This window comes from Saccharothrix coeruleofusca, assembly GCF_014648515.1.
Classification (GTDB): Bacteria; Actinomycetota; Actinomycetes; order Mycobacteriales; family Pseudonocardiaceae; genus Actinosynnema; species Actinosynnema coeruleofuscum.
In genome coordinates, this window is sequence record NZ_BMRG01000014.1 from 71,790 (window position 1) to 88,213 (window position 16,424).

General features: G+C 69.1%; 16 protein-coding genes. 4 read left to right on the forward strand and 12 right to left on the reverse strand.

The window, feature by feature from the left end; genetic code table 11:
• Positions 1 to 275: 275 nt before the first annotated feature.
• Both IEZ00_RS27130 and IEZ00_RS27135 read right to left on the reverse strand, forming a co-directional pair.
• Complete coding sequence (locus IEZ00_RS27130) at positions 276 to 1,256, reverse strand: NAD-dependent epimerase/dehydratase family protein (RefSeq protein ID WP_209616422.1); 981 nt, start codon at positions 1,254 to 1,256, stop codon at positions 276 to 278.
• A gap of 38 nt (positions 1,257 to 1,294) precedes the next feature.
• Positions 1,295 to 2,257 (reverse strand): ScbA/BarX family gamma-butyrolactone biosynthesis protein, encoded by a 963-nt coding sequence (locus IEZ00_RS27135; RefSeq protein WP_189226171.1) that lies wholly within the window; start codon positions 2,255 to 2,257, stop codon positions 1,295 to 1,297.
• A 146-nt stretch (positions 2,258 to 2,403) separates the two neighbouring features.
• Between IEZ00_RS27135 and IEZ00_RS27140 the strand changes: the two genes are divergently transcribed.
• A complete protein-coding gene (locus IEZ00_RS27140; RefSeq protein WP_189226172.1) occupies positions 2,404 to 3,015 on the forward strand; it encodes a ScbR family autoregulator-binding transcription factor in 612 nt (203 codons plus the stop codon).
• On the opposite strand, the gene IEZ00_RS27145 is transcribed toward IEZ00_RS27140, so the two are convergent.
• The 8 genes from IEZ00_RS27145 to IEZ00_RS27175 form a co-directional block, all read right to left on the reverse strand.
• On the reverse strand, positions 2,993 to 3,628 hold the full coding sequence (locus IEZ00_RS27145; protein ID WP_189226173.1) for a ScbR family autoregulator-binding transcription factor: 636 nt from the start codon (positions 3,626 to 3,628) through the stop codon (positions 2,993 to 2,995). The genes IEZ00_RS27140 and IEZ00_RS27145 overlap by 23 nt on opposite strands.
• A gap of 3 nt (positions 3,629 to 3,631) precedes the next feature.
• Positions 3,632 to 4,426 (reverse strand): AfsR/SARP family transcriptional regulator, encoded by a 795-nt coding sequence (locus IEZ00_RS27150; protein ID WP_189226174.1) that lies wholly within the window; start codon positions 4,424 to 4,426, stop codon positions 3,632 to 3,634.
• A gap of 481 nt (positions 4,427 to 4,907) precedes the next feature.
• A complete protein-coding gene (locus IEZ00_RS38030) occupies positions 4,908 to 5,390 on the reverse strand; it encodes an alkaline phosphatase family protein (RefSeq protein ID WP_306344701.1) in 483 nt (160 codons plus the stop codon).
• A 62-nt stretch (positions 5,391 to 5,452) separates the two neighbouring features.
• Positions 5,453 to 5,662, reverse strand: coding sequence for a hypothetical protein (locus IEZ00_RS38185; RefSeq protein ID WP_373293206.1), 210 nt, complete (start codon positions 5,660 to 5,662; stop codon positions 5,453 to 5,455).
• A 295-nt stretch (positions 5,663 to 5,957) separates the two neighbouring features.
• Positions 5,958 to 7,109 (reverse strand): inositol-3-phosphate synthase, encoded by a 1,152-nt coding sequence (locus IEZ00_RS27160; RefSeq protein ID WP_189226175.1) that lies wholly within the window; start codon positions 7,107 to 7,109, stop codon positions 5,958 to 5,960.
• Positions 7,106 to 8,182, reverse strand: coding sequence for a zinc-binding dehydrogenase (locus IEZ00_RS27165; RefSeq protein ID WP_189226176.1), 1,077 nt, complete (start codon positions 8,180 to 8,182; stop codon positions 7,106 to 7,108). Before IEZ00_RS27165 ends, IEZ00_RS27160 begins: the two co-directional genes overlap by 4 nt.
• Entirely contained in the window at positions 8,179 to 8,976 is a 798-nt protein-coding gene (locus IEZ00_RS27170) for a phytanoyl-CoA dioxygenase family protein (protein ID WP_189226177.1), read from the reverse strand. The genes IEZ00_RS27165 and IEZ00_RS27170 overlap by 4 nt, the downstream gene beginning before the upstream one ends.
• Before the next feature lie 22 nt (positions 8,977 to 8,998).
• Positions 8,999 to 9,832, reverse strand: coding sequence for a 2OG-Fe(II)-dependent halogenase WelO5 family protein (locus tag IEZ00_RS27175; RefSeq protein WP_189226178.1), 834 nt, complete (start codon positions 9,830 to 9,832; stop codon positions 8,999 to 9,001).
• Between the two features lie 175 nt (positions 9,833 to 10,007).
• On the opposite strand from IEZ00_RS27175, the gene IEZ00_RS27180 reads away from it, so the two are divergent.
• On the forward strand, positions 10,008 to 11,195 hold the full coding sequence (locus IEZ00_RS27180; protein ID WP_189226179.1) for a cytochrome P450: 1,188 nt from the start codon (positions 10,008 to 10,010) through the stop codon (positions 11,193 to 11,195).
• 40 nt (positions 11,196 to 11,235) lie between these two features.
• Here IEZ00_RS27180 and IEZ00_RS27185 read toward each other — a convergent pair whose 3' ends face one another.
• Together IEZ00_RS27185 and IEZ00_RS27190 are read right to left on the reverse strand one after the other, a co-directional pair.
• A complete protein-coding gene (locus IEZ00_RS27185; RefSeq protein WP_229796138.1) occupies positions 11,236 to 11,841 on the reverse strand; it encodes a LuxR C-terminal-related transcriptional regulator in 606 nt (201 codons plus the stop codon).
• A gap of 38 nt (positions 11,842 to 11,879) precedes the next feature.
• The gene (locus IEZ00_RS27190; protein WP_189226181.1) at positions 11,880 to 13,076 is read right to left on the reverse strand and encodes a sensor histidine kinase; all 1,197 of its coding nucleotides are present in this window, start codon (positions 13,074 to 13,076) and stop codon (positions 11,880 to 11,882) included.
• 108 nt (positions 13,077 to 13,184) lie between these two features.
• On the opposite strand from IEZ00_RS27190, the gene IEZ00_RS27195 reads away from it, so the two are divergent.
• Complete coding sequence (locus IEZ00_RS27195) at positions 13,185 to 13,928, forward strand: ABC transporter ATP-binding protein (RefSeq protein WP_189226182.1); 744 nt, start codon at positions 13,185 to 13,187, stop codon at positions 13,926 to 13,928.
• Complete coding sequence (locus IEZ00_RS27200) at positions 13,922 to 16,351, forward strand: FtsX-like permease family protein (RefSeq protein ID WP_229796139.1); 2,430 nt, start codon at positions 13,922 to 13,924, stop codon at positions 16,349 to 16,351. The genes IEZ00_RS27195 and IEZ00_RS27200 overlap by 7 nt, the downstream gene beginning before the upstream one ends.
• Positions 16,352 to 16,424: the final 73 nt, after the last annotated feature.

Sequence of the window (16,424 nt, forward strand, 5' to 3'; positions counted from 1 at the left end):
CCGCTCGTTTGACACACCCGCCCGTAGCAGGCCCCGCTCGTCACGGCGCACAAACGGCACTCGGCACTCGGCACTCGGCACTGGCCGGACGGGTCGTCTCCGCACCGGCCGGCCACCACCCGCAACGCGCTCGCAACGCTCACGTCACCCCTGGCTGCACCGGTTTCAGCCGCTGATCGGCGGCGTGCGAGGTGGAGTCCGTTGATCCGCGCAAGTCGGATCAACGAACTCCACCTCACCGGACCGCTCTCACCGGACCGGCTGTCCGAACAGGACTACCCGATCGGCAGCAGGTCCCGGTACCAGTCGGCCGCCCGAGCGAACCTGCTGGAGAAGCCCGGACCGGGACACTGCCTGACCTTCCTCCAGATCCGGCTGCTGTCGTACCAGTGGTCCGACGCGAGCAGCTCGTGCTGGTGGTCGGTCAGCTCCGGCATCATCCCGCGAGAGATCTCCCGATGTTCGGCGACAGGCAACGACCGCGATGGGAGGTCGAGGCGCAGCGTGGAGCACACCGTTCGCACGATCGACCGGAAGCTGGTCGATCGCGGATGGCTGACGTGGTAGGTCTCTCCTCCGCGCCACGGAATCCTCGTCAGTCCCGACAGCACTTCTCCGAGCATGTCGACGCAGACCACGGACACCCTGGCCGCACCGTCCTGGATCCAGGACGGCACCCTGTTCAGCAGCCTCAGCAACGTGGGGATGAACCACACATCACCGACTCCGTACACCAGGTGTGGCCGCAGCACGATCCCACCAAACCCGCGCACCGCCTGCTCCGCGAACAGCCGGCTGCGGGAGGCCGGTGAGACGGGCAGCGGATTCACGCCTGTCTCGGTCAGTCCTCTGTGGACGCCGTGTCCGTAGACGGCCGTGGTGCTCATGTAGGCCACCCGCGAGACGCCGTGCCTGCGTGCATCGGCGAGCAGAGCCGTCGTGCCGTGCCGGTTCACCACATCGCACAGTTCAGGATCCCGGCCGACGTGAGAGGCGAGGTGCAACACCGTCGAAACACCCTCGCACACCCCTCGCAGCGAGGACGGATCGGTCAGGTCCCCGTGCACGTGCAGAACTTCGCCAGTCCGCAGGGATTCCGGTAGCGGTTGCCGGGACAGCACCCGGATGTTGGTGCCGGGCTCCGAATCGGCCAGTGCGCGCAGGGCCGCGCCGCCGATGAAACCGGTGCCCCCGGTCACCAGGATCGTTTTCCCGATCGTCTTCCTACCATGATCTTCCCCCCAGAAGTCATTCACCCCAGTGCGAAAACCCCAGTTGCCCCCAGGCGCCGACATCAGTCGACGATCCTCATGTCCATGAGGCCGTGCGCGACGGTCTGACCGTCCTGTTCGATCTTCACTCCCACGCCGAGAGCACCGCTCGTCGTCGGCGCGCACCGGACCGGCGTCACGACGACCGGGCAGGTGAACTCGACGTACTTGTCGAACGTGAAGCGGCAGGCGACCGGGACGAGCCCCGGCCAGTTGATCAGCAGTGCGGCCGCCTGCCGGGCGGCCTCGTGCAGGACCATCCCCGGCACGTGGTCGACCGGGTGGTCGAAGAGGACCGGGTGGTGCCGGTCGACCCGCAGCAACCAGCTGCCTGCCCTGTCGAGCGGCGACAGCACGACATCGCGTGAGCGGTCCCGGCCGACTTGCACCTTGGCGACCGGAGGCGGTGGCTCCTCCGGCACCGCGCCCTGCTCGATCTTGCCCGCCCTCAACCGCTGGTAGGCGGCGGAGGTGACGCAGCTCCAGTTGACGGAGCCCGAGCCGATCTGGCGCCCGTCCCGGTGACACGTGATGTCCATGCTCATGCCTGCCACCCGGTTGCCGCGCCGCTTGATGTCGCGGCAGGTGACGGAGAGCAGGATGTCCGCGGGACGCGCGCCGAGCGCGAGCCCTGCGGTGGTGATCTGGTAGCTCGTCTCGTGGGACATGAACTTCCAGTCGAGCGGAACGCCGAACACCTGGTGCGCGATCACCAGTGCGGCTTGCCGGATCGTCTCGGCGAGCAGCATCGGGTCGTGCCGGTGCGGTGTGGGTAACCGGTAGAAGCTGTGGTCGCGGGGCCACTGGGCCCCGACGCTGAAGGTCGTGTCGTCGATGACTCTCAGATCGGTGAGGAACACCTCGGACACAGCGGCCCGGTGAACCAGGTGGCGGGGAACGGTCTGGTCGTAGAGGACTTGTCCGCGACTCGGCGGGTCAACAGGCAGCTCTTCCGCAACAGTGAGGGTGGTACGGCCGGTCAGCACAATCTTCTACCTCCAAGTGGAACTTGCCCGGCGGGTGGTGGCATCCTGACGACAAGAACATACTAACCGCCCGGTTTTTTTTCGAGGGTTTTTCCTGAAGTTATGCTTCAGGTTCGAAACCGTCCGTCCGATCGGAGGAACCACCGTTGGCCAAGCAGGAACGTGCGGAGCGCACTCGGGCCGCCATCCTCGACGCCGCAGCCAAGGTGTTCGACGATCACGGCTTCAACGGCGCCACGCTCTCTGACATCCTCCTGCACGCCAACGTGACGAAAGGTGCGCTGTACTTCCACTTCCAGTCGAAGGAACAGATCGCGCACGCTCTGATCGACGAGCAGTTCGCCGTCTGGCAACCTCTGAGCGACCTCCCGGACATCGGTCTGCAAACCGTGATCGACCTGACCCACGCGATGGCGCGCAGGCTCCAGGAGGACGTCCGGGTGCGGGCCAGCATCCGGCTGGTGATCGAGCAGGGCACGTTCGCCGACCCCGCTCCGAAGACCTACCTGCAGTGGATCAACGTCGTGGAGTCGTGCCTGGTGAAGGCACAGGCGAAGGGCGACCTGATCGACGGTCTCGACGCCAACGAGGTCGCCACCTACGTCATCGGTTCGTTCACCGGCGTGCAGGTGAGCTCCGAGGTGCTGGCCCAGCGCAAGGACGTCACGCAGCGCGTCACGACGATGTGGCGCATCATCCTGCCCGGCCTGGTGCCGCCGCGGCGGCGGGCCAGGTTCAGTCCTGAGGGATTGGCCTGAACGAGCCCTCCGGCACGAATTCGGCCACCCGCGTCTCACCGACCAGCCCCGGCAGGAACAGCCGCCAGACGTCGGCGAGCAACGTCGTGCTGTCCATGCCGGGCAAACCTGACGAGCACAGCGATTCCGCGCCCACCGACAGCGCCAGGACGGTGACCACGACGAGCGGGACCGAGATGTCCTCGGCCAGCTGACCGTCGCGGGCGGCCTTGGTGAGCAGGCTGGTCGCCGCGGCCGACCAGGACACGGAGAAGTCCAGGAACGGCGCGCCCCGGTCGGCGCACTCGCGGGCGACGCGGAAGCTCGCGCGCACCATGGGATCCGTGGCGAGCCAGCCTTCGAGCGTGTGGGTCAGGTCGATCAGTGCCTGCACCGCGGACTCGCCCTCCAGTGCGGCGACCGCGGTGCCGAGCTTCGCGCAGCTCTGCTCCTGGATGGCTTCCACCAGCTCTTCCTTGGCCTGGAAGTGGAAGTACAGAGCTCCCTTGGTCACCCCGGCCACCCTGGTGATGTCACTGATGTTCGTGCCCGCGAACCCGTGCTGGTCGAACAACTCCGCCGCCGAGCGCACGAGCCGGGCGCGAGTGTGTTCGGATCTCACTTGCTTGGTCATCTGCTATCCCGCATTCAGGAGCCAGTCGGCGTCGTCGGCCGCCGCCAGGTTCTGGTCGGCAGCGAGCACCAGGCGTTGGAGCCGGTGCAGCGCCGGTGATGGTTCGAGCCCCAGCTCGTTCACCAGGCAGGCACGCGTCCTGCGGTAGACGTCCGCGGCTTCGCCACGACGTCCTGAGCGGTAGAGCGCGACCATCAGGTGCCCGCACAGCCCCTCGTGAGTGCGGTTGCGAGCGACCAGCGCGGTGAGTTCGCCGACCATCTCGTGGTGGCGGCCGAGCCTCAGATCCGCGTCGATGCGGCGGTCCAGCACGCTGAGCCGCGCTTCGCTCAACCGTTGCGCCTCCACCTCGAGGACGTCGCCCTGCTGCACGTCGACGAGCGCCGGGCCGTTCCAGCACCCCAGCGCCTCGCGGAACCTGTCGGCCGCACCGTGGAAGTCACCCGCCTCCCTGGCGCGGTGACCGGCGGCGGCCAGCCGTTCGAACTCGAGCGCGTCCACCTCACCGCCATCGGTGCGCAGCAGGTAGCCGCCCGGTTGCGTCTGCAGCACGTCCTTCGGGTCGCCGCACCCGAGCCCGATCAGGTTGCGCAGGTGGAACACGTAGGTCTGCAGAGTGGTGGTCGCGCTGCGCGGGATGTCCTCGCCCCAGAGTTCTTCGAGGAACATCGCCACGGGCACGATCTCGTTGGCGTAGACGGCGAGCGTGGCGAGCACCTTGCGGGGCTTCGGGGCGGTCGGTGTGATCGACATGCCGTTCATGCTCGCTGTCAGCGGCCCTAAGACGTTGATGTCCATCTCGACTCCCCCTGCGTCCGTGGCGGGTGCCCGCCAGCTCTCATACAAAACCGGGCGGTCGGTTTTGTCAAGAACTGAAAACCGACCGCCCGGTATTTTTGCGGCACGCGCAGGAGTTGCTCGACCAAGGGCCGGACATCGGTGGCACGCAGGCCGTTGCGCGCTTCGGCCCAGCCGGGGGCGGCCGGGTCGGAGCACAGGAGCACGGGCCCGTCGAGCGGGCTCTCCGGGATCCCGCAGTGGGACTCACGCACGCGCGAGGGGGCCAGCGGTACGACGCCCATCGTGCAGCGGAGGCCGTCCTTCCTGCGCGCTGGCGCCATCGCTGCCTTCAGGCACCCCCTCGCCGGGTCGTCGTGGATCAGCTCCGCCGGGTCGTAGCCCAGCTTGCGGTGGATCTCGATGGTCCGGGCGAAGTCCGGTGCCCGGTCGTCGTCAAGTCAGTAGTAGTGCGTGAACCAGGAGTCGGGGTCCGCAGTGATCACCAACTTCCCCGAACGGTCGTGGTCGAGACCGTGATGTGCCTGGTCGGCCCCTCCCGAGGACCTAGCGGTGTCGACTCGAGGGGGTCGCGCACGCGCGGAAGGCCGGTCTCGTCCCGGACGTGGACGTGCGCGACCTGGTGATCGACGACGGCGAACGCCCAGGAGGTCCACGGGTCCGGGTATTCCATGCCGCCCTGGGTGCAGAACTCCAGCAACCCCGCCGCGCGCAGCACGCGGTTGAGGTCGCCAGGGCGGCTAACCGGGGTGATGCCGTACTCGCTCAGCACCACGACGGTCGCCCCGGTCGACTCGGCTTCGGCGAGCAGCGGCGCGACGTCGACGTCGACCTGTCCGGCCGCCCTCACGGCCTCCGCGGAGTGCGAGCTGTGCCGCTGCAGGTCGTAGTCGAGGTGCGGCAGGTGGACGCGTGAGGTCGGGGCGTTCGGCGCGCAGGACGTGCCATGGCGTACCACCAGCATAGGTTCGCGACCTTCAGGCCGTCCCAAAGCTTGTCGCCCCGCACGAGCGCGTCGTGCCGGCGCTACAGGTGGATCTCTCCGAGGTCGCTGAGGTTCGACTGCCGGCCCTTGCGCGCCAGGGCGGTCAGGTTTGGCATGTGGCCGAGCAAGCGGGGCGTGAGACCGACGTCGACGAGGACGAGTGGTTTCATGCGAGACGGCTCCGTACCCGGCCGAGCTCCGGCGATCCCGGTCAGCAGGTCGTACACCCAGATGGCTGCGGCCAGCGGCACCGCGGTCCTCGGCGCGCCGCGTCCGCCACCGAGCACCGGCAGGCCGAGGCCCGCCGCGGTCAGGCCGGTCGCAGCACCCGGCGCCTGGCCTGGCTGGATGCGTCCGGACGGCAGGGGGCCGCTCGGGGCGTTCGTCCGCGTCGAGCTCGCGGTCCGCCCAGTCGTTCAGCGCCATGCCGGCTCAGTGGAACGCCACCGGGGCGAGCGGCAGCACGAGCCGCCCGCCCCGCCAGCGGAAGGCCTGCGGTGGCCGAACCGGCGACCGTGTCACCGAGCGCCGGTTCTGCCACCGCCCTCAGCACCTGTCTCCCCCTCCTTCCAGCGATTCCGCCCACTCCGCCAGTTCACGGGCCTGCGCGAAGAGGTTGTGCCCGGTGCCGCCGAGCGGGTCCTTGAAGAAGAAACCCAGCCGGCTCAGCGGACCCGCCTCGCCCGCCGCGTGCGCACCCGCCACGAGCCGGGCGAGGTCGAGCACGAGCGGGGCGGCCAGCCCGGAGTCGTAGCCCTCCCAGGTGAACTGCAGGCTCATCCGCGCGCCGAGGAACCCCTCGAAAGCCACGTGGTCCCAAGCGATCTTGCGTTCGCCCAGCGATGGCACGTTGTCGATGTGCAGTGGTGCCTCGATGTCCGGCGCCAGCACACCCGACTTGGAGGCGAGCTTCGCCGCGGCCCTGTCCGGTGCGGCGAGCGACGCGCCATCGCCGCCGCCGAGCAGGTTCGTGCCCGCCCAGGATCGCACCCGCAACGCACGGGCCTCGAACATCGGGGCCAGCACGCTGCGCACGAGCGTCTGCCCGGTCTTGCCGTCCGATCCGGCGTACGGCAGTCCCTCGCGCAGAGCCAGATCGGTGAGCGCCGGGATCCGGATGCCGGTCGACGGCGTGAAGTCGACATAGGCGCACCCTGCGTGCAAGGCCGCGTACGCCGCGATCGAACTCGGTGGCAGTACCCGCTCGCCGGGGTCGGCGAGCAGGTGGTCCAGCGCGGCCAGGTCAGCGTGCTCCGGGCGTGGCACGACCGGGGCCTCCGTGGACGACACGTTGACGACCACCACGCGGTCCAGGTCGTGCTCCACCCGGAACCCCTCGATGTCCGCCGCCAGTCGTGCGACGGCGTCCGCCTGCGAACCCGGCCAGGTCAGCGGGTCGTAGCCCGGTCGCAGCGCGCGTTCCACCTCGGCCAGCTCCGCACGCACCGCGGCGAACACGTGCTGCGGCACCACGCCGCCGTCGACGAGCTGCTCGGCTCGCTTCTCGAGCGGTGTGGTCACCACGTCGTGCCCGCCCAGAACCAGGTCGTCCCAGTTCGGGAACACCTCACCGAGGTCGAGCGCCGACGTCGTACAGCCGGTGGGTGCGACGAGCCCGCGCCGCAGTCCCAGGAGTCCACACGCGACGGTGGTCGCGAGCGAACCGCGAGCGCCGATCAGCCAGACCCCGGTCGTCACGACGCACTCACCAGCACGGCCTTCAGCACCGCGCCGTTCGCGACCGCCGACATGGCCACGGCGTACGACGCCAGCGGGTACGGCGTGGTCAGCGACCTCAGGTCGAACCGGCGCACCAGTGCGGGCAGCAGTCGCACGTACTCGACGAGGTGTGCCCCGGTGAACGCCCAGGAGCCGACGATGTCCAGCTGCCGGTACACGATCTGGTGCGGGTTGATCGGCGTGTCACCGGCATCGGTGTACTGGCCGACGATCAGGTAGGAGCCGCCGCGCCTGGGCAACCGCACGCCCTGCGCGACCGCCGCGGGCACGCCGGTGCACTCGATCACGAGGTCGGCACCGATCGCCTGCGCGCGGTCGAGGAAGCCGTCCTCGGCGATGTCGACGTGCTCGTCCCCGATGCCCGCCGCCTTCGCCGCCGCGAGTCGGTCGGCGGGGCCGCCGACGACGACCACCCTGGCGGCGCCGGAGAGCTGCGCCAGTGCGGCGGCGGCCAGCCCGACCGGGCCTGCACCCTGCACGACAACGGTTTCACCGAGGCGCACCGGGCGTCGTTCGAACAGCGCGTGGATCATCGTCGGACCGGCGCAGGCGAGCGACATCGCGGCCAGCGGGTCGATGCCTGCAGGCACCTTCACCACGACGGTTCCCGGCCGCAGCACGATGTAGTCGGCCCAGGAGCCCGACAGCGGCGGACCGGCCGAGACCGGGCGGTTCACGCCGTAGGTCTGCCGGTTCTCGCACAACGTCGGTTCGCGGTGGGCACGGCACGGCACGCACTGTCCGCATGCGATGGACGAGGCCCACATGACGGTGTCGCCTGCTTCCAGCGGCGTGCCCTGGGAGTCGGTCCCGACGCCGAGCGAGTGGACCACACCGAGACCCTCGTGGCCCAGCACGAGCGGGGTCGGGATGTCCAGGTGACCCTGGTGCAGGTGGAGATCCGTACCGCAGATGCCGCCGTAGCGCGAGGCGACGACCATCTCGCCCGGTCCCGCCTCCGGCACCGGGAACGACCGCAGCTCGAGCGGGGCGCCGAACCGTTCGAGCACGACGGCACGGCCGGTGGTCATGCCGGCACCTGTTCGAGTGCGGGGCCGAGCGGGCGCAGCGGTGTGGTGTCCCGGCCCACGACGTACTCCGGTCGCGGGTCACCGACCGGGCGCGGCTCGTTGGTCACGTCGTTGTAGGTGGCGATCAGCAGCCGGCGCGGGAACGGGGACATGTTCGGCGCCGAGCCGTGCACGATCTCGGGGTGGAAGAACACGACGGAGCCGGCCTTCGCCTTGGGCGAGACCATGCCGTGCTCGTGTACCAGCGCGGTCATCTGCGCAGGCTTGAGCGCGATGTCGTCCGGGTCGAGGTGCTGCTCGGACGCCGCCTGGTCGGCGCGGTCCTCGCGGAACTGGCCGTAGCGGTGCGATCCGGGCACGAAGATGAGCGGGCCGTTGAACTCGGTGACGTCGTCGATGAAGAGGCCGACGTTCACGAGCGCGGGGTGGGGCAGGTTGTCCGCGATCTTCCAGGCGATGTAGTCCTGGTGCCACGCCCACCTGCCGCCACCGAACGCCGGCTTGGCGTTGATCTTGAACTGGTAGACGTAGACGTCGTCGGTGAGCAGCTGCCGCACCGGGTCGAGCAGGCGCGGCGACCGGACCAGGCCCGCGAACTCCGCCGAGCGCTGGTGCGAGGCGTAGATCGCACGCAACCGCCCGTCGTCCTCCAGCACGCGGTGCGGGCCGGGATCGGCAGCGTCGCGGTGCAGCGCGTCGACCAGGTCGTCTACCTCGGACTGGCTGAAGAGTGACTCCACGACCAGGTAACCGTCTCCGCGGTACTGGTCGATCTGTTGCTCGGTGAGCCGCACGGCTGATACCTCCAGTGGTCGGTCACGACCAGTAGACGAGTTCCCCGCGGCCGGTGACGCCGAGGAAGAAGGACAGGCTGACTCGGCGGCCGTCACCCGTGTTGGGCCGCACGACGTGGTAGTTGCGGGGGTCGAAGATGATCACATCGCCGGTTTCCGGCCGCGCCGTCGCGAACGGCACCCCGTCGACCATGCTCTCGGCCCACCCGTAACCGTCCCGGTGCGCCTCGTCGGAGGGCGTCCAGCGGCGCCGGTAGACGAACGTGTCGCCGCCGCCGTCGGGCATCGAGACGTACCAGTTGAACGCGAGCTGGCAGACCGGCCGCAGGTCGAGCGCGCCGGGCAGCTCCCGCTCGATCTCGTCGAAGTGCATCTTCATGCCGGTCGTGGTCTCGCGGATCATGCCGGCGAACAGCGGTCGCCCGCCCGAGGTCGCGGCCGTCATCGGTCCGCGCCACGCCTTGCCCAGCTCGCTGATCGCGTGATCGAGCGGGTCCGCGCCGCCGAGCAGGGTCGAACGGATCCTCGCGGCCTCGGCGGCCTGCTGCCAGTAGTCCGCGTTGAGCTCATGCGCGCCGTAGAAGTCGTACGCCGCCGGACCGAGCTTCGCGACCGGCGGATAGACGACCGCCTCGTCATAGCCCCCCATCGGGTGGTCGTCCAGCGCCGACATGATCCGGGCGCACTGCTCGGCCGTGCCGAAGCCGCGCACCCTCACCGCGCCGAGCACGCCCGACGCGAGTCGCAGGAGGTGGTCGGCCGTGATCTCGTCGACGACCTCGCTCTCGAACAGCGTGAAGATCGGCGAGGCGTTGGTGCTCATGTCCAGCAGTGGTGGCGTCAGCACATCGGCCATCTGGGTCCTCATCTCGTGCCTCGGAAGCAACCCGACCAGTTCAGGCTAGGAACGTCCGCTGCTGAGGTCATCCTCATTCAGTTGTGGCGCAAACACTACGAGGTGCACATAGGACCTTTTTAGCCGAGCTTGCAGATACTCCTCCCCCTCACGCGCCCGTGCCACACTCCGCTGCATGGAACCCTCGAGCCTGCTCGATCTCTTCCAGCCGGAGTGGTCCAACGACCCCTATGCGCTCTATCGGGTGCTGCGTGACCGCGGTCCCGTGCTGTGGGACGACTACATGCGCACCTGGGTGGTGCTGAGCCACGAGCACGTGGCCGCGCTGTCCAAGCACGAACAGCTGTCCGGCGCCCGTATCGACGAGTTCCACCGGCAGCTGCCTGCGGAGTCCCAGGGCCGCATGGCGCCTCTCGCGAAGGCGTTGGCGGACATGATGTTGTTCAACGAGCCGCCACGGCACACCAGGCTGCGCAAGCTGATCCGTCCCGGTCTCACCCCCAGGCTGATCCGGTCGATGCGCGAGGAGATCCTCGCGGTCACCACCGATCTGCTCGACCGCGCCGGTTCCGCCCTGGACGTGATCGGCGACCTGTCGGAACCCCTGTCCCGAACTGTGATCGCCCGCATCGCCGGTGTCGGTCCCGACGCCGTGCACCTGCTGGAGGACTGGCAGGGCCTGCTGCACGAGTTCTTCACGCAGTCCAGCGCACAGACCCGGCGCATCCAGGAGTTGCGCGAGGCGTTCGACGAGAACTCGCGGCGGCGCCGCGCGGGCACCAGCGACGACCTGTTCAGCGAGATCATCAGTGACCAGCTGCAACGCGACTCATTCACCGACGACGAGGTGTTCGCGAACTTCCTGCTGCTGATCGACGCAGGCCAGGCGACCACCACGCACATGATCGGCAACGCCGTGCTCGCCCTGCTGCGCGACCCCGCGCAGCTCGCGTTGCTGCGCGCCGATCCCTCGCTGACGCGCAACGCCGTGGACGAGCTGATCCGGTACGACAGCTCAGTGCAGTTCACGACGAGGATGGCGCTCGACGACTTCACCGTGGCCGGGCAGCGGATCAGCCGGGGCGACTCGGTGACGCTCGTGCTCGGCGCGGGCAACCGAGACCCGTTGCGCTACCCCGATCCCGACCGGCTCGACGTGACCAGGAAGGCGAGCGACCACCTGAGCTTCGGGCACGGCGTCCACTACTGCCTGGGCGCCTCGCTGGCTGTTGCCGAGATGGAGATCGCGCTGTCCGAGCTGATCACCCGCTACCCGCGACTGGAGCTCGTCAACGACGATCCGGACTGGATGGACAGCATCAACTTCCGCTTCCTCAAGACCCTGCCCGTGACGTGCGGCTGACGACTGCCGGCGTGGCGCCGGACGCCACGCCGGCCACGGGTCACCGGGTGCGGGGGTCGCGCAGGTAGGCCAGCACCGCGAGCACGCGCCGGTGGGTGTCCTTGCCCTGCGGCAGATCCAGCTTCGTCAGGATCGACGCGATGTGCTTGGCCACCGCTGCCTCGCTGACGAACATCGCCGCGGCGATCGCGCCGTTGGCCCGGCCCTCCGCCATGAGCCCGAGCACCTCGAGCTCCCTCGGCGTCAGCCGGTCCAGCGGTTGTTTCGTCTGCGACACCAGCTGCCGCACCACTTCCGGGTCGATCACCGTGCCGCCCTCCGCGACCCGGCTCACGGCGTCGGCGAACTGCGCCACGTCACCGACCCGGTCCTTGAGCAGATAACCGATGCCCGCGCCGCGGTCGGAGTCGAGCAGTTCGGCGGCGTAGGTCTGCTCGACGTACTGCGACAGCACGAGAACCGGCAGGCCAGGCTGCGCGCGGCGCAGCTTCAGCGCCGCCTGCATGCCCTCGTCGGTGAAGGTCGGCGGCATGCGCACGTCGGTGACCACGATGTCCGCAGAACCCGGAGGCACGGCCTCCAGCAGGGCGTCCGGATCACCCACCGAGGCGACCACGGTGTGGCCGAACCGTTGCAGCAGGCCCACAAGCCCTTCTCTCAGTAGCACCGCGTCATCGGCGATGGCTACTCGGAGGTGACGGTCTGCAGGCACGGGATCTCCACTCGAAGCAGGGTCGGCCCACCGGCCGGACTCGATATCGACAGTGTGCCGTCCACGACGGCGAGGCGGTCGGCCAGCCCCTGCAGGCCGCTGCCGCCGTTGATGTCCGCGCCGCCGACCCCGTCGTCGACGATCTCGATCACCAGCAGTTCGCCGGACTTCGAGCCGCGCACCATGGCCTTAGCCGCACCGCTGTGCTTGGCGACGTTGGTGAGCGCCTCGGACACGACGTAGTATGCCGCGACCTCGATGGTGGCGGGAAATCGTTCGTCCAGGACGAAATCAACGTCGACGGGGACGGTCGAGCGGCCCGCCACGTCGCGGATGGCGGCGCCCAGGCCGCGGTCGGTCAGCACCTGCGGGTAGATGCCGCGAATCAGTTCGCGCAGCTCCGTCAACGCGAGCTTCGCCAGCTCGTGCGCCTCCTCCAGATCCCTGCGCAACGGTCCGTCCGGCGCGTCCATCGAGGCCAAACCGAGCTTCATGCTGAGCGCCACCAGCCGTTGCTGCGCGCCGTCGTGCAGATCCCGTTCGATGCGCCGCCGTTCCGCCTCGAACGCGTCGACGAGCCGCGCACGGGACTGCACGACTTCACCGAGCGTCACCTTGGGTGGCGCCAGGATCGCCCTGGCCACCACGGCCCGTGCACCCGCCCACGCCGTGATCGGGTAGGCGGCGACGGGAATGAGCATGAGGCCGCCCGCCGCGAAGGTGTAGGCGATCGCGGGCACGACGGTCGGCTGCAGCGGCGCGGTCAGCAACGCGGCAGGCACGCCCAGGGCGACGGCCACGACGCCCAGGTCCATCCACCACAGCGCCAGCAACGAACCGAGCGCATATCCGAGTTCGCGAACGGTCACGCGGCCGTGGCGCATTCTGCGCGCATCACCGGCCAGGTCTAAATCCACCAGCCGCGTTCTGAACAATTCGAAATGCGGAGCGACGAGCCAGCAGAACAACAGTGCGAACACCACCGCGGCACCGACCGCGACACCGGTGGGCAATGCGGTATCGACCACCGCGGCGGCCACCACGGTGAGCGCGACGGAGCCCAGCACGGCACTCGACAACAGGTAGGCGATGGACCTCCAAGGCCACCCTGACGTGAGGAAACTCAGTGGTCTCTTGGCTAGCGCGGTGAGCGCGGTGCGATCGGACACGCATCGACAGTAGCGGCCCGGCGCCGTACGACGGTAGTGCTGGGTATACCCCGGAATGTCGTTTCAGCACGATTGCTGGTGGCCCCGCCAGCCGGTTGAATTTGTGCCATGCCAACGACAGACAGCGTCCAAATGTGGTCAGTCTCCAAGGTTTACGGTTCCGGAGCGCAGTCGGTGACTGCCCTGAACAACATGACGACCTCCTTCCGGGCAGGCACCTTCACCGCGGTGATGGGGCCGTCTGGTTCGGGCAAGTCGACCCTGCTGCACTGCGCCGCCGGCCTCGACCGACCCACCAGCGGAAAGATCCTCGTCGGTGATGTCGACCTGAGCACCCTCGACGAGACGCAGCTGACCCTGCTGCGCCGCGATCGCATCGGGTTCGTCTTCCAGTCCTTCAACCTCGTCTCGGCGCTGACCGCGGAGCAGAACGTGGCGCTGCCGGGCCGCCTGGCAGGCAAGGCGCCCAGCCGCGAACAGGTCAACGCCGCGCTCGCCGAGGTCGGTCTCGCCCGGCGCGGCGGCCACCGGCCCAGCGAGCTCTCCGGCGGTGAGCAGCAACGCGTCGCCGTCGCCAGGGCCCTGATCAGCAGGCCCGCCGCCGTGTTCGCGGACGAGCCGACCGGTGCGCTCGACACCAAGACCTCCCGCGACGTCCTCGCGCTTCTGCGCAACATCGTCGACCGCCACCAGCAGACCGTGATCATGGTGACCCACGACCCCTCCGCCGCCGCGTACGCCGACCGCGTCCTGCTGATGGCCGACGGGCGGGTCACCGACGAGCTCTACGGCCCGTTCACGGCCGAGTCCATCGCCACCGCCATGGCGAACCGTCAGGAGCAGCCGTGCTGAGCATCGCCACCCTCAAGTCCCGCTGGACCAGCTTCGCAGGCACCTTCGTCGCCGTTTTCCTGGGCGTGGCAATTCTTTCCATGACCGGCCTGGTGCTGATGTCGGCCCAGCCGGAGATCCCCGAGCGGTACGCAGGCACCCAGGTCTACGCCCAGAGCGCCGCCGTCGGCCAGGAAGACGGCACGTTCACCGACACCAAGCCGTGGTCCCCGGAGCGGACCGCCGAACTGGTCAAGGCCTTCGAAGCCATCCCCGGCGTGCAGAAGGCCGTGCCGGACCGCAACTTCTACGCCCAGGCGGTCATCGACGGGAAGCCCGTCGGTGACCAGGACTCCGGTAACCCGCAGGGCCACTCGTGGTCCAGCGCGGCACTCGCGCCGTACTCGATCAGCGAGGGCAACCCACCGAGCAAGCAGGACGACGTGGTCGTCGAGAAGTCCCTGGGGGTCTCCCCCGGCTCGAAGATCTCGTTGCTCACCGGCGACGGTCCGAAGGACTTCACCGTCACCGGAACGGTTGACGCGCCTGGTTTCTACGTCACCGACGCGACCGCGGCCAAGCTGGCCAGCGGTGTGCGGATCATCGGTCTCGTGACGGCACCGGACGCCGACCTCGCTGCCGTGGAATCCGCGGCCAAGGCCGCTCAGGGCACGGACGGCCGAGTCCTCGCCGGTGCCGCACGCACCGGACTCGAACTGAAGGGTGACGAGCGGGTCCGCTGGATCGGGCAGCAGATCCTGGTCGCGATGGGCAGCCTCGGCGGCTTCGTCTCGATCTTCGTCGTCGCCTCGACGTTCGCGTTCAGCGTCGTGCAGCGCCGCCGGGAACTGGGGTTGCTCCGCACGATCGGCGCCACGCCGAAGCAGGTCAAGCGAATGATGTTCGGTGAGGCCATCGCCATCGGCGTGGTGGCGGGCATCGCGGGTATGATCCTGGGCACCGCCATGGCACCTTTGCTGGGCAACCTCCTGGTCTCGGCGGGTCTGCAGCCGGCGAACTTCGCGGTGAAGACGCAGGCCGCTCCTCTGCTGGGATCGTTCGTCGCCGGTCTGGCCGTCGCTGTCGCCGGTGTCTGGGCGGCGGGTCGACGCGCCTCGCAGATCCGTCCGCTGGAAGCGTTGCGTGAGGCCGCGGTCGACAAGAAGCCGATGACCCGTGCTCGCTGGATCGCCGGTGGTGCGGTCTCGGGCATCGGTGTCCTGCTGCTGCTGGTCACCATGCTGTCCTCGTCCGAGGACATGATCACCAACGCGCTCTACTCGGCGATGGCGCTGATCGTGGGCATGACCCTGCTCGCACCGGTGATCATCCCGCCGGTCGTCCGGACGTTCACCCTGCCGCTCGCCAGGCGCGACGGCGCGGTCGGCATGCTGGTCCGCGAGGGTTCTCTGGCCGCGGTGCGGCGCACCGCCTCCACTGCGGCTCCGGTGCTGGTCACGGTCGGCCTCGCGGTGCTCATCGCCGGCATGTTCGAGACCAGGGCGAGTGGGTACGCACTGGACGAGGCGGTGTCGACGCGAGCCGACTCCGTGGTGGTCCCGCAGGGCACGCCCGGCCTGAGCGCGGCGGCGGTGCAGGCGATCCCCGGCACCTCGTTGCTGCCGACCGAGCTCTACGGTCCGGAGGCTTCGCACTTCGGCGCGATCGGTGTCACGCCGGAGGAGTTCACCAAGGCACGCAGCAGGCTCACCGTTCTCTCCGGTTCCCTCGACGACCTCAAGGGCAGCGAGAGCGTGGTGCTCAACGAGTCCACGGCGAAGCGGCTGAACGTCCAGACCGGACAATCCACCCCGCTCACGTTCGAGGACGGCAAGACGGTCGACTTGAAGGTGGTCGCGGTGATCACGGACAATTCGGCGGCCACACAGGCACTGCTGCCCCGCCAGACCGTCCGCGAGCACGACCCGTCCGCGCTCACCTCGGCGGTGTACATCGTCGGATCGGCTCCCTCGCAGATCGGTGCCGAGCTCGGCGCCGAGGTGATGGACATGGCCACGTACGCCGCGGCGGTCGACGCCGAGGAGGACCGGCTGGTCCGGATCTTCATCATCATGCTCATCGGCATGTCGCTCGGCTACACCGCACTGGCGATCGCCAACACGCTGATGATGGCCACGGCGGACCGCAAGCGCGACTTCGCGGTGCTGCGCCTGACCGGTGCCACCAACAGGCAGGTGCTGAAGACCGTCGCGGCGGAGTCCGTGCTGGTCGTCGGGATCGGTACCCTGCTGGGCTTGACGGTCGCGGTGATCGCACTGTTCGGCATCAAGACCGGACTGTCCCAGCAGCTCGGCACGACGGTCTCCATGACGATGCCGTGGGGTGTGATCTTCTCAGTGGTCACGATCTGCCTCCTGCTGGCACTGATCGCCAGCGTGCTGCCCGCCAGGCTCGCGTTGCAGGCCGCCAGAGAGGCCAGGTGACCCTCACCCCCCATGAGGTGCTCACCGACCGGGACCCGGCGCCGCGGAGGACTCCCCTCCTCGCGGCGCCGGG

Coding starts and splice junctions, on each gene's coding strand:
- IEZ00_RS27145 (WP_189226173.1), bottom strand. CDS start 3,628: ATGACCAAGCAAGTGAGATCCGAACACACTCGCGCCCGGCTCGTGCGC.
- IEZ00_RS27150 (WP_189226174.1), bottom strand. CDS start 4,426: ATGGACATCAACGTCTTAGGGCCGCTGACAGCGAGCATGAACGGCATG.
- IEZ00_RS38030 (WP_306344701.1), bottom strand. CDS start 5,390: ATGCTGGTGGTACGCCATGGCACGTCCTGCGCGCCGAACGCCCCGACC.
- IEZ00_RS27165 (WP_189226176.1), bottom strand. CDS start 8,182: ATGACCACCGGCCGTGCCGTCGTGCTCGAACGGTTCGGCGCCCCGCTC.
- IEZ00_RS27175 (WP_189226178.1), bottom strand. CDS start 9,832: ATGGCCGATGTGCTGACGCCACCACTGCTGGACATGAGCACCAACGCC.
- IEZ00_RS27180 (WP_189226179.1), top strand. CDS start 10,008: ATGGAACCCTCGAGCCTGCTCGATCTCTTCCAGCCGGAGTGGTCCAAC.
- IEZ00_RS27195 (WP_189226182.1), top strand. CDS start 13,185: ATGCCAACGACAGACAGCGTCCAAATGTGGTCAGTCTCCAAGGTTTAC.